At 64.0% G+C, this 11741-nt stretch carries 12 protein-coding genes; 8 read left to right on the forward strand and 4 right to left on the reverse strand.

Features of this window, described 5'->3' with window-relative positions; translation table 11 throughout:
* The first annotated feature begins 101 nt into the window (after positions 1 to 101).
* The 5 genes from VCS63_RS02165 to VCS63_RS02185 all read left to right on the forward strand — a co-directional run bounded on the left by VCS63_RS02165 (position 102) and on the right by VCS63_RS02185 (position 4981).
* Complete coding sequence (locus VCS63_RS02165) at positions 102 to 1298, forward strand: PLP-dependent aminotransferase family protein (RefSeq protein WP_063641513.1); 1197 nt, start codon at positions 102 to 104, stop codon at positions 1296 to 1298.
* A gap of 209 nt (positions 1299 to 1507) precedes the next feature.
* Positions 1508 to 2434, forward strand: coding sequence for a 4-hydroxybenzoate octaprenyltransferase (gene ubiA, locus VCS63_RS02170; RefSeq protein ID WP_323878133.1), 927 nt, complete (start codon positions 1508 to 1510; stop codon positions 2432 to 2434).
* A 103-nt stretch (positions 2435 to 2537) separates the two neighbouring features.
* Complete coding sequence (locus tag VCS63_RS02175; protein WP_042795964.1) at positions 2538 to 2942, forward strand: DUF1090 domain-containing protein; 405 nt, start codon at positions 2538 to 2540, stop codon at positions 2940 to 2942.
* A 319-nt stretch (positions 2943 to 3261) separates the two neighbouring features.
* Entirely contained in the window at positions 3262 to 3654 is a 393-nt protein-coding gene (locus tag VCS63_RS02180; RefSeq protein ID WP_063641514.1) for a DUF4148 domain-containing protein, read from the forward strand.
* A 202-nt stretch (positions 3655 to 3856) separates the two neighbouring features.
* On the forward strand, positions 3857 to 4981 hold the full coding sequence (locus VCS63_RS02185) for a saccharopine dehydrogenase family protein (RefSeq protein WP_042795962.1): 1125 nt from the start codon (positions 3857 to 3859) through the stop codon (positions 4979 to 4981).
* Between the two features lie 38 nt (positions 4982 to 5019).
* On the opposite strand, the gene glcC is transcribed toward VCS63_RS02185, so the two are convergent.
* Positions 5020 to 5784, reverse strand: a complete 765-nt coding sequence (glcC, locus tag VCS63_RS02190) for a transcriptional regulator GlcC (protein WP_013396917.1) — start codon at positions 5782 to 5784, stop codon at positions 5020 to 5022.
* A 239-nt stretch (positions 5785 to 6023) separates the two neighbouring features.
* Between glcC and VCS63_RS02195 the strand changes: the two genes are divergently transcribed.
* From VCS63_RS02195 to VCS63_RS02205, 3 genes are all read left to right on the forward strand, one after another.
* The gene (locus tag VCS63_RS02195; protein ID WP_063641516.1) at positions 6024 to 8198 is read left to right on the forward strand and encodes a malate synthase G; all 2175 of its coding nucleotides are present in this window, start codon (positions 6024 to 6026) and stop codon (positions 8196 to 8198) included.
* Positions 8199 to 8313: 115 nt separating this feature from the next.
* A complete protein-coding gene (locus VCS63_RS02200) occupies positions 8314 to 8931 on the forward strand; it encodes a TetR/AcrR family transcriptional regulator (RefSeq protein ID WP_042795960.1) in 618 nt (205 codons plus the stop codon).
* A gap of 242 nt (positions 8932 to 9173) precedes the next feature.
* Positions 9174 to 10034 carry a cysteine hydrolase gene (locus VCS63_RS02205; protein WP_323878136.1) on the forward strand — a complete coding sequence of 287 codons (861 nt, stop codon included), beginning with the start codon at positions 9174 to 9176 and terminating at the stop codon, positions 10032 to 10034.
* Positions 10035 to 10106: 72 nt separating this feature from the next.
* Here VCS63_RS02205 and VCS63_RS02210 read toward each other — a convergent pair whose 3' ends face one another.
* The 3 genes from VCS63_RS02210 to VCS63_RS02220 form a co-directional block, all read right to left on the reverse strand.
* A complete protein-coding gene (locus VCS63_RS02210) occupies positions 10107 to 10700 on the reverse strand; it encodes a TetR/AcrR family transcriptional regulator (RefSeq protein ID WP_063641517.1) in 594 nt (197 codons plus the stop codon).
* A gap of 130 nt (positions 10701 to 10830) precedes the next feature.
* Positions 10831 to 11136, reverse strand: a complete 306-nt coding sequence (locus VCS63_RS02215; RefSeq protein WP_323878138.1) for a DUF4148 domain-containing protein — start codon at positions 11134 to 11136, stop codon at positions 10831 to 10833.
* 87 nt (positions 11137 to 11223) lie between these two features.
* The gene (locus tag VCS63_RS02220; protein ID WP_042795957.1) at positions 11224 to 11529 is read right to left on the reverse strand and encodes a DUF4148 domain-containing protein; all 306 of its coding nucleotides are present in this window, start codon (positions 11527 to 11529) and stop codon (positions 11224 to 11226) included.
* Between the last annotated feature and the right edge of the window lie 212 nt (positions 11530 to 11741).

The following is an 11741-nucleotide window of genomic DNA, read 5'->3' on the forward strand; positions in this document are numbered from 1 at the left end:
CGCCGTGTGGGACAATAGTTTTTCGAAATATTTTTTCCGCCGGGCCACCCAAGGGATCAACCGCCCGTATTTTCCTACCCTTCTTGATCAAGAAGCACTCCATGGACAAGCCTCTCGAACCTGCGTTTTCCTTTTCGGAACGCGCCCAGCAACTCACCAGCTCCGCCATCCGCGAGATCCTCAAGGTAACCGAGCGCCCCGAAGTCATCTCGTTCGCTGGCGGCCTGCCGGCGCCCGGCGGCTTCCCGGTAGAGGTAGTTCGCGCGGCATTCGACAAGGTACTGTCCACCAATGGCCGCGCCGCCCTGCAATACGGCCCCACGGAAGGCTTTGCGCCCCTGCGCCAATGGGTTGCCGACGACCTGAACAAGGCCGGCGCCAGCGTCGCCGCCGACCAGATCCTGATCGTATCGGGTTCGCAGCAAGCGCTGGACCTGTTGGGCAAGGTGCTGATCGACAAGGACAGCAAAGTGCTGGTCGAAGACCCCAGCTACCTCGGCGCGCTGCAGTCGTTCAGCCTGTACCAGCCCAATTTCGTGCCGGTGCCCACCGATGAAGGCGGCCTGATCCCCGAAGCCATCACGCCCGAACTGGCCGAAGGCGCCCGCTTCCTGTACGCCCTGCCCAACTTCCAGAATCCTACTGGCCGCACGCTCAGCCTGGAACGCCGCATCGCGCTGGTCAAGCGCGCCGCCGAGCTGAACCTCACCATCGTCGAAGACGATCCCTACGGTGAACTGCGCTACGCGGGCGAGCCGCAGCCCGGCCTGATCGCGCTGGCCGCCGAATACGGTGCCAACGTCGTGCGCCTGGGTACGTTCTCGAAGGTGCTGGCCCCCGGCCTGCGCCTGGGCTACATCGCCGCCGCGCGTCCGCTCATCAACAAGCTGGTGCAAGCCAAGCAGGCCACCGACCTGCACACGCCCACGCTGACGCAGATGGCCGTGTACGAGATCGTCAAGGAAGGCTTCCTGGATGAACACCTGCCCAACGTGCGTGAAATCTACCGCGCCCAAGGCAGCTGCATGCTGGACGCCATCAAGCAGGAATTCCCGGACACCGTGCGCTGGACCAAGCCGGAAGGCGGCATGTTCATCTGGCTGACGCTGCCCGAGCACATCGACACCACCAAGCTGCTGGAAAAGGCCATCGCGCAAAACGTGGCGTTCGTGCCTGGCGCGCCGTTCTACTGCGGCGCCGGCAAGACCAACACCCTGCGCCTGAGCTTCGCCACCGTGCCGGAAGACAAGATCCGCCGCGGCATTGCGATCCTGGGCAAGCTGCTGAAAGAGGCGTGACCCCCCGAAGCGCCTGCGGCGCTTCCCCCCAGGGGGGCGCCGCTACGGACCGGCGGAGCCCGGATCCGTGCGGCCCCGCTAGCGCCACGACAGTGGCGATATGACGCGGGCGCCTCGCAGGGGCTGCAGGACATGAACGGCGGCTGGGCGCGATGCCTGGCCGCCGTTGTTTTATGCTCTTGGTTTTCCCATTCCGTTTCGCCGTGACAGTGAGCGCCCCCCAACAAACTCCCGTCGACCTCAGCGACATCGTCTTCACCGACTGGGTCGAACGCTGGCTGCCCAAGTCCTGGCGGCCCTATGCCCGGCTGTGCCGCCTGGACCGTCCCATAGGCACCTGGCTGACCCTGCTGCCGGCCATTGCCGCGCTGGTCCAGGCCGCGGGTGGCCTGCCCGATCTGCAGCGGCTGATCGTATTTTCGCTGGGCGCGCTGCTGATGCGCGGCATCGGCTGCACCGTCAACGACATGTGCGACCGCAACTTCGACAAGCACGTCGAGCGCACGCGCTTCCGTCCGCTGACCAGCGGCCAGCTCACCATGAAGAACGCTGTCTGGTTCCTGCTTGGACAGTTGCTGGTCTGCGGGTCGCTGCTGTTTTTCCTGAACGAAATGAGCCGCTGGCTGGCCGTGGCCGTGCTGCCGTTCGTCTTCATCTATCCGCTGTGCAAGCGCGTCACTTACTGGCCGCAAGTGGTGCTGGGCATCTGCTTCAACTGGGGCATGCTGATGGCTTGGTCGGACACCCAGAACCACGTGCCGCTGGCAGCCATCGCCATGTGGGCGGGCGCGGTGTTGTGGCAGGTGGGTTACGACAGCATCTATGCCTATGTGGACGTGCGCGACGACCGCAGCCTGGGCCTGCATTCGACCGCCATGCGCTTCGGCGACCAGGGCAAGCTCTGGATCGGCGGCTTCTATCTGGGCACCATCGTTCTATGGGCCTGGGGCGGCTATGCCATCGGCCTGTCGTGGGCTTACCAGGTCGGCATGGTCGCTGTTGCCGCGCATCTGGCGTGGCAACTGAAGGTGTTCGATATCCAGCGTCCCGACCGCAACTTCATGCTGTTTCGCGCCAACCTCTGGTTGGGCGCCCTGCTGGTCGCCGCCGCCCTGGTCGGCACCTTGATCCGCTGAGGCCGCGTCCGCGCCTCAGCCGCGCCCCGTTGACGCCGCGCATTGCCGGCGGCGCCGACAGGGCCCATGATGTAGCCTCCGAAACGCTTTACGGAGACCACGCATGCCCTCATTGCTCAAATCCCTGGCCGTGACGGCCGCGGCGGCCGCCGCGTTCATGGCGGTGCCAGCGCAAGCCGCCAGCGATTGCTCGGCCCAACGCGGCTGCGCTGCCAAGTTCTGCGAAATCGAAAACGATATCGCGGCCGCCAAGGCGCAGAACAATACTCGCCGCGAAGCCGGGCTGCGCAAGGCCTTGGCAGAAGCCAAGGCGCATTGCACCGACAGCCGCCTGCAATCGCAACGCGAAGCAGACGTACGCGACAAGCAGAGCAAGGTCGCCGAACGCGAAAGCGAACTCAAGCAGGCCCGCGCCAAGGGCAAGCAAGACAAGATCGAAAAGGCCCAGCGCAAGCTGGACGAGGCCCAGGCGGAATACAACGCCGCCCTGGCCGAACTGAACCGCTGATCCCCCTTCCTCCCCGCCAGTCCCGGCACCTTGCCCGGGACTGCGCGCCCGCTTGAGCCCCCCCGCCGCCAAAAGAAGCTCCGCCGCCCCGCGCGGACCACCTCCTATGGTGTCATCAAATGGAAATTCCACCACCCATGGTGCCATTTGGTGAAATGGAAACCTATTAGTCTTCTTTTTGGAAAGATGTTTTCAGGGAATCAGGGTTTATCCGGAGATGTTTTGCGCCCAGAATGCAACTCATCGGGACACAGCAAGCGAACCCCAGGCAATCACGCCGGCGGTTCGGCTCCCAAGCTCAAGACATTGGAGGTCTGCCATGAAAACCCTTGCTACCGCTTTGATGCTGTCCATGTCCGTTCTGGCTGCCGGCGCCCAAGCCGCCGAGGCCGATCAGGGCCCCACCCGCGCTCAAGTCCAGGCCGAACTGCAACAAGCCAAGGTTTCGGGCCAATACACCTTCGGCGAAGAAGGCTACCCCGCCGCCATCGCTCCGAAGTCGACCCTGACCTCGCAGCAGGTGCAAGCTGAACTGCAACAAGCCAAGAATGCCGGCGAAGTGACCTTCGGCAACCTGGACTATCCGCCCGTCGCCGCCGCTGAACAAGCCACGTCGCTGACCCGTGCCCAAGTCCGCACCGAACTGGCTCAAGCCAAGTCGGAAGGCCTGGTCACCTTCGGCAACCTGGACTACCCGCCCCTGGGCAGCTGATCCCCCCCCCTGGCCTCCCCGGCCAGTCAGCGCCCCGAAGCCCTCCGGCCCCAAACCGGAGGGCTTTGTTTTTGACGGTTCGACATTTAATTAAGTCGAAATAACGTTACCTACAGCCGATTCGACTATTTAGTCTCTACACATCGACAGCGTCCACGCATAGGATGAGCTCACCTCTCCCCTTCGATGCAGGAGCCGCACCATGTCCACCGTCTCTCCCCGGCCCGTCCTACTTCTCGGCGCTGGAAAAATCGGTTTCGCCATTGCCCTCATGCTGGAACGCAGCGGCGCCTATTCGGTCGTGGTCGCTGACCAGGATCCCGCGCGGTTGCGCATCGTGGCCGAACTAGGCTGCGAAACCCGCCAGGTCTCCGATGACGAGACCGTGGCGCAATGCATCGAAGGGTGTTACGCCGTGATCAATGCGCTGCCTTTTCACCGCGCCGCCGCCGTAGCCGCGCTGTGCGCCAAGGCGGGCGTGCACTACTTCGACCTGACGGAAGACGTGGCCAGCACGCACGCAATCCAGGCACTGGCGGAAAGCGCCGACAGTGTGCTGATGCCGCAGTGCGGCCTGGCCCCAGGCTTCATCGGCGTGGTCGGCAACGCGCTCGCCCGCCGCTTCGACACCCTGCTGGACTTGCGCATGCGCGTGGGCGCACTACCGCGCTATCCCTCCAACAGCCTGCGCTACAACCTGACGTGGAGCACCGAGGGGCTCATCAACGAATACTGCAATCCCTGCGAGGCCATCGTCGACGGCCAACTGACCAGCGTGCCCGCCCTGGAAGGCTATGAAACCTTCGCGTTGGACGGCGTGGAGTACGAGGCCTTCAACACTTCGGGCGGACTGGGCACCCTGCCCGCAACGCTGCGTGGCCGCGCCCGTAACGTGGACTATAAATCCGTGCGGTACCCGGGTCACTGCAGCATCATGAAGCTGCTCCTCAATGACCTGCGCCTGCGCGATCGCCGCGACCTGCTCAAGGAAATCTTCGAAGCCGCCATCCCCACCACCGAACAGGATGTGATCGTGATCCACGCCTCGGCCTCGGGCCACCGGCATGGACGCCTGGAAGAAGAGTCCTACCCCATCCGCATCTTCGGCACGGAGGTCGACGGCCACCGCCTCAGCGCCATCCAGCTGTCCACCGCTGCGGGCATCTGCGCGGCGCTGGACCTGGTGGCTCAGGGCGCATTGCCGCAACGCGGATTCGTGGGCCAGGAGGCCATAGACCTCGACGCTTTTATCAACAACCGGTTCGGGCGGGTCTATGCGGGCAAACCGCTGGCCCTGGCAAGCAGCGGCGCGATGGCCGACCGTTAAGGCCGGCCGGCGGACGGTGGCCTGGGGCAGGACGGGAATTAGCTCCAGCCTTCCAGCCGCAGCGTCGCGCGCACCAGGCGCTGCTCTTCCTGTTCGATGTCGGCCAGGCTTTGGCGCACGCTATCCACGTGGTCCGCGGCTGCCTTGCGCGCCTGCTCGGGCTGGCGCGCGGTTACCGCGTTGAACAGACGCGTGTGCTGGCGGTCGATCTGGCGCTTCTCGGGCTGGCGGTGGTACAGGTTGTTGACGCAGGCAAAGACCGATCCAAGCAGCAAGTCCGTCAAGGACTGCAGCGTGTGCACCAGCACGGGATTGTGCGAGGCCTCGCAGATGGCCAAGTGAAACGCGTGGTCCAGGTGCGCATGCGTCGCCGTGTCGGTGGCTGTGCCCTGCGCGGCCACCATCTCGTCATAACGGCGGCGGATCATGATGAAATCCGCCTCGGTGCCACGTATGGCCGCCAATCGGGCCGACTCGGCCTCCAGCAGGGAACGTACTTCCAGCAGGTCGTAGAGCGTGCGCGGCTGCGAATTGAACAAGTGCATGAGCGGGCCGGCGTCCACCTTGGAGATGTGCGCCACATACGAACCCTTGCCCTGCGCGGTATGGATGATCTCGCGCGCGCGCAAGAGCTTCAGCCCTTCGCGCAACGCCGTGCGCGATACACCCAGCTTTTCCGTCAGCCGCCGCTCGGAAGGCAGCGCCTGGCCGGCCTTCAACACCCCGTCCAGGATCAGGCGCTCGATCCGCTCGGCGACCTCGTCCGCCACCTGACGGGGCTTTTCTTCAGTTTCCGCGTACATGCACTCTCCGCACCAGTGGTATGACCAAGTGCAGCCCCGATTGGAACCCCGCCACCACACCCCTGTAAGTAGCTGATATAAAACCATAAAAAATACGGCTGTGCGCATACGGCACTGCACAAACTGGTATGACCAGTGGGTTTTGATATGGACATTGCGACAGGCGCGAACGATGATGTCGGGACCAGATATACGCCCGGCGCGCGGCGTCGGCCAGTCCCTTACCGCTAGAGAACCGCATGACTCAACGCATCCAGCACCACGGCCTGCAAGTGGCGGCCAATCTCAATCAATTCATTGAACAGGAAGCCCTGCCCGGCACCGGCCTGGATGCCGAAAGCTTCTGGCAAGGCTTTGCGGCCCTGGTGGATGACCTGGCCCCCAAGAATCGCGCCTTGCTGGCCGAGCGCGACCGCTTGCAGGCCGAGCTCGACGCCTGGCATCGCGCCCATCCCGGCCCCATCGCCGACCCGGCCGCCTATCGCAAGTTCCTGGAGGGCATCGGCTATCTGCTGCCCCAGCCGGCCAGCGTGCGCGCCACCACCGACAACGTCGACACCGAGATCTCGCAGCAGGCCGGTCCGCAGCTGGTCGTGCCGATGTCCAACTCGCGCTACGCGCTGAACGCCGCCAATGCGCGCTGGGGCAGCCTGTATGACGCGCTCTATGGCACGGACGCCGTCCCGGCCACGCCGGGCGATACGGGTCGCGGCTATAACCCGGAACGCGGCGCCGCAGTCATCGCACGCGCCCGCAGCTTCCTCGACACCGCCGCCCCGCTGGCCCAAGGCTCGCACGCCGACGCCCGCGGCTACACCGTCGAAAACGGCAAACTGCGCGTGGCGCTGGCCAGCGGCTCCACCGAGCTCAAGCAACCCGCGCAGTTCGTTGGCTATCAAGGCGACGCCTCCGCACCGTCGGCCATCCTGCTCAAGAACAACGGCCTGCACTTCGAAATCCAGATCGACCGCAGCCACAGCATCGGCGCCACCGACGCCGCAGGCGTCAAGGACGTGCTGGTGGAAGCCGCGCTCACCACCATCATGGACTGCGAAGACTCCGTGGCCGCCGTGGATGCCGAGGACAAAGTCCACATCTACCGCAACTGGCTCGGCCTGATGAAGGGCGACCTGACCGAAGAAGTCACCAAAAACGGCAAGACCTTCACCCGCAAGCTCAACGCCGACCGCAACTACACGCAGCCGGATGGATCGCCGCTGACCCTGCACGGCCGCTCGCTCATGTTCGTGCGCAACGTCGGCCACCTGATGACCAACCCTGCCGTGCTGGACAGCGCCGGCCGCGAAATCCCCGAAGGCATCCTGGACGCCGTCGTCACCAGCCTGGCCGCGCTGCAGGACCGCAAACACAAGCTGAACTCGCGCACCGGCTCGGTCTACATCGTGAAGCCCAAGATGCACGGTCCAGCCGAAGCCGCCTTCGCCAGCGAGCTGTTCGACCGCGTCGAAGACCTGCTCAAGCTGCCGCGCAATACCCTGAAAATGGGCATCATGGACGAAGAGCGCCGCACCAGCATCAATCTGAAGGCGTGCATAGAAGCCGCCGCCGCGCGCGTTGCCTTCATCAACACCGGCTTCCTGGACCGCACGGGCGACGAAATGCACTCCAGCATGGAAGCAGGCCCCATGCTGCGCAAAGGCGACATGAAGTCCACCGCCTGGATCACCGCCTACGAACGCAACAACGTGCTGGTCGGCCTGGACGCGGGCCTGCGCGGCCGCGCGCAGATCGGCAAGGGCATGTGGGCCATGCCGGACCTGATGGCCGCCATGCTCGAACAGAAGATTGCCCATCCCAAAGCGGGCGCCAACACTGCCTGGGTGCCTTCGCCTACCGCGGCGACCTTGCATGCGCTGCACTACCATCAGGTCGACGTGCAGGCGGTGCAACAGGAACTGGAACGCACCAGGCTCGACAGCGTGCGCGACGAACTGTTGGGCGGCCTGCTGACCGTGCCGGTTGGCGACCCGTCCAAGTGGTCTGCCCAGGACATCCAACAAGAACTCGACAACAACGTCCAGGGCATTCTGGGCTATGTGGTGCGCTGGATCGACCAGGGCGTGGGCTGCTCCAAGGTGCCGGACATCCACAACGTCGGCCTGATGGAAGACCGCGCCACCCTGCGCATCTCCAGCCAGCACATCGCCAACTGGCTGCGCCATGGCGTGACCAACCGCGAGCAGGTCATGGAAACCTTCCAGCGCATGGCCAAGGTGGTCGACGGCCAGAACGCGGGCGACGCGCTCTACCGCCCCATGGCAGGCAACTTCGATACGTCGCTGGCGTTCAAGGCTGCCTGCGCGCTGGTGTTCGAAGGCCTGACCCAGCCCAACGGTTACACCGAGCCCCTGCTGCACAAGTACCGCCTGGAGTTCAAGGCCGCCCAGGCCTGACCACGCCAATCTCGCAGTAACGCAACCGGACAGCCCTGCTGTCCGGTTTTTTTTGGGGCGCGACCCCGTAAAAATCAGCTTGGGTGGTTTCGCACGGTCGTGCTAAATTTCTGGCATGACTGCCAAAACCGAAAAAAGCGAGCTGACTTTCGCGGCCATTGTGGACGCGGCCCTGGATATGGCCGCGGCGCAAGGCATGGAAAGTCTGTCGCTCGGCCAGGTCGCCAAGCGTCTGGGCATCAGCAAAAGCGGCGTGTTCTCGCGCGTGGGTTCGCTGGAAGCCTTGCAACAGGCAGTGCTGGACGAGTATGACCGCCGTTTCATCGAAGCCGTGTTCACCCCGGCCATGGCATATCCCCGCGGCCTGCCGCGGCTGAACGCCCTGGTCTCGCTTTGGATCGAACGCGCCAGCAATGTCGAGACGCTGACCGGCTGCATCTATGTGGCGGGCGCCTTCGAATACGACGACGTGGAATCCCCGTTGCGGTCGGTACTGGAAGACAATCTGCGGCGCTGGCGCGCCGCCATGCTGCGCACGGTCAACCAGGCGCTTGAAGCCGGGCATGTCCGCCCGGACACGGACCCCGAACAGCTCGTATTCGAGGTCTACAGCCTGATGATCGGATTGATGCACGACGCCCGCTTCCTGCGGGACCCCAAGGCCCCCCAGCGAGTGCGGGCGGCCTATGAGCGGTTGATTTCCACTTACCGCAGTTTCAAGTACCTCGAGTAGCGCTTTTATCGCGCCGGCCTGTGCCGGCAATTCTTTATCTTAATTTCGCACGATCGTGCGAAATTATCCGGGAGCCTGACATGTGGATCGTTATTGCAGTGCTCGCGGTTTCAGCGGGGGCCAGAGTCTGGCTGCAATGGCGGGCCCTGCTGCGTCAATTGCCCGACCGCGCCGAACATCTCGTACTTTTCTAGAATGACATGGCCTTCTATATTTCAGGTTCGCCCCCCCCGAACGTCGTCATGCCGCGCTCCAATCATCTATTGATCATCGATCCGCAGAACGACTTCTGCGACCTGCCAGAGCCCTACCTGCCCAAGGATCCCGTGACTGGCCACACACATGCGCCCGCCCTGCCGGTGGCTGGCGCGCACGCCGACATGCAGCGGCTGGCGCGCTTCATCGACGCCACGGCGCCCGTCCTCACGTCGATCACGGTCACGCTGGACTCGCACCACCGCCTGGACATTGCCCACCCGACCTTCTGGTCCACCGGCGACGGCCAGCCCGTGGCTCCGTACACGCAGATCACGGCAGCCCAGCTGCGCGCCGGAGAGTTCCGGCCGCGCCACGCAGATGATCTGCCGCGCACCATGTCCTACCTGGACGAACTGGAAGCGCGCGGCCGCTACACGCTGATGGTGTGGCCGCTGCATTGCGAAATCGGCACATGGGGCCACAACGTGCACGCCGACGTGCGCGCCGCCTACGGCCGCTGGGAAGACGAACGCCAGTTCATCGTGCGCAAAGTACCCAAGGGTATGAACCCCTGGACCGAGCACTACAGCGCGCTGATGGCCGAAGTGCCGGACGCGGACGACCCCCGCAGCCAGCTCAACCGCAGCCTGCTGGATTCGCTGGACCGCGCCGAACTCATTCTTATTGCCGGTCAGGCCGGCAGCCATTGCGTGAAGGCCACCGTCGAACATCTGGCGGAGCACCTGCCCGGCCGCGATCTGTCGCGGCTGGTGCTGCTGACGGATTGCATGAGTCCCGTTGCCGGGTTCGAAGACGCGCAGGCAACATTTCAGCAGCGCATGCGCGACCTGGGCATCCAGGCGCGCACCAGCGTCGATATGGCGCGGGCGCTGCTCGCCGCCTGATTTCTCCACGCAAAAGACAACGGCCGCCTGCTTGCGCATGGCGGCCGTGGAAACGTGTTGGACAGGAAGCGCTCAGGCGCCGCCTTGCTTGTTTTCGCATTGCACGTACAAGGCGCCAATCGCCTCGCACAAGGCCGCCGGCTGCTGGAACAGGCGCGCAATCAGTATGCAGCCCTGGACCGTCGCGAACACCGCGCGGCCCGCTGCCTCGGGCGTGCCGGAGAATTTCATCGTGCCTTGCGCCGCGCCTTCGGCCAGCACACGGGCCAGCCAGGCTTCATGCGCGCGGAAGAATCCCTGCAATGCGCCCCGCACGCGCTCGGGCAACGAGTTGACCTCGGCCGCCAGCATGCCCGCCAGGCAGAGTTCGCCCGACCCGCAGGCACGCGATTCCATCATCGACAGATAATGGTCGAGCTGCTCTTGCGCCGGTAGCGACGTATCGATACCTCGCACGGCAGCCAGCGCGCGAGCGCTGTAGGCTTCGACAGCCTCGTAGAGCAAGTCGTCCTTGCCCGGAAAGTAATAGTGGATGCTGGACGTCTTCACGCCCACGTGCTCAGCCAGGTCGCGGTAGCTGAAACCGTTGCATCCGCGCGTGCGGATCAGCTTCTCGGCATGGGCCAAAAGCTGTTCGCGAGTGGTGTTGGAAGTAGGAGTGTCCATGGCTGAATATTACCTACTAATAGGTTGATTCGTCATCGGTTCCGGCAGTGTTTGCACTGCTCCAAAACCCTTGCGGACCCCGGCCGGGTATCACCCCGCCCCCCGGGATCCGCATGTGCCGGCATAAGCTTCAGCCTTGCACGGGCGGGTAGTCGAGCTCGCCACTGTCGGTCAGGCCATGCGCGCGGGCGGCGGCCAGTTCTTTCTGGACCTGGGCGCGGCTCTTGTCACCCGAAGCAGCAAAGATCGTGGCGGCGTAGCCTTCTTCGCCGGACACCAATTCGCCATTGGCGCGGGCCTGGGCCAACTCTCGCTGCACCTGGGCGCGGGTCACCGTGCTTTCGGTGTTCAGGGGAGGCGGGTAGTCCAGCTCGCCGGCTTGGGCGGCGCCGATGAAGGAAGCGGACAGGATCAGGGCGGATACGAGGGTTTTCATGGTTGATCTCCAATAAGGATCGAGTGCTGCGTCAGGGGTTTCGGTAGCGCTATCTACTTATAGATAGATTCCCGAGGAAAAATAAGCTCAGCCTTGCACGGGCGGGTATGCCAGTTCGGCACTGTCGGTCAGGCCTTGGGCGCGGGCGGCAGCCAGCTCTTTCTGGACCTGGGCGCGGCTCTTGTCGCCCGAAGCGGCAAAGATCGTGGCGGCGTAGCCTTCTTCGCCAGACACCAGTTCGCCATTGGCGCGGGCCTGGGCCAGCTCTTGCTGCACCTGGGCGCGGGTCACCGTGCTTTCGGTGTTCAGGGCGGGCGGATAGTCCAGTTCGCCGGCTTGGGCGGCGCCAATAAAGGAGGCGGACAGGATCAGGGCGGATACGAGGGTCTTCATGGTTGATCTCCAGATAACGATTGCGTAGCGGTTCAAAAAACTATCTACTTATAGGTAGACTAGAAGGGAAATAAAAAAAGCGGTCCTACTGTATTTCTGGTTTCGACGGCGGCGGGTGGTTGGTTTGCTGCGTCGATGGATGAATCTTATCTACTACTAGGTAGACAGCGCAAGGGGTTTTTATGAAACAAAATAATTCAATTCTCTGCGCC

The sequence above is a fragment of the Achromobacter sp. D10 genome (assembly GCF_035282245.1).
Lineage (GTDB): Bacteria > Pseudomonadota > Gammaproteobacteria > Burkholderiales > Burkholderiaceae_B > Achromobacter > Achromobacter insolitus.

Coding starts and splice junctions, on each gene's coding strand:
- VCS63_RS02165 (WP_063641513.1), top strand. CDS start 102: ATGGACAAGCCTCTCGAACCTGCGTTTTCCTTTTCGGAACGCGCCCAG.
- VCS63_RS02175 (WP_042795964.1), top strand. CDS start 2,538: ATGCCCTCATTGCTCAAATCCCTGGCCGTGACGGCCGCGGCGGCCGCC.
- VCS63_RS02180 (WP_063641514.1), top strand. CDS start 3,262: ATGAAAACCCTTGCTACCGCTTTGATGCTGTCCATGTCCGTTCTGGCT.
- VCS63_RS02185 (WP_042795962.1), top strand. CDS start 3,857: ATGTCCACCGTCTCTCCCCGGCCCGTCCTACTTCTCGGCGCTGGAAAA.
- glcC (WP_013396917.1), bottom strand. CDS start 5,784: ATGTACGCGGAAACTGAAGAAAAGCCCCGTCAGGTGGCGGACGAGGTC.
- VCS63_RS02195 (WP_063641516.1), top strand. CDS start 6,024: ATGACTCAACGCATCCAGCACCACGGCCTGCAAGTGGCGGCCAATCTC.
- VCS63_RS02200 (WP_042795960.1), top strand. CDS start 8,314: ATGACTGCCAAAACCGAAAAAAGCGAGCTGACTTTCGCGGCCATTGTG.
- VCS63_RS02205 (WP_323878136.1), top strand. CDS start 9,174: ATGCCGCGCTCCAATCATCTATTGATCATCGATCCGCAGAACGACTTC.
- VCS63_RS02210 (WP_063641517.1), bottom strand. CDS start 10,700: ATGGACACTCCTACTTCCAACACCACTCGCGAACAGCTTTTGGCCCAT.
- VCS63_RS02215 (WP_323878138.1), bottom strand. CDS start 11,136: ATGAAAACCCTCGTATCCGCCCTGATCCTGTCCGCTTCCTTCATCGGC.
- VCS63_RS02220 (WP_042795957.1), bottom strand. CDS start 11,529: ATGAAGACCCTCGTATCCGCCCTGATCCTGTCCGCCTCCTTTATTGGC.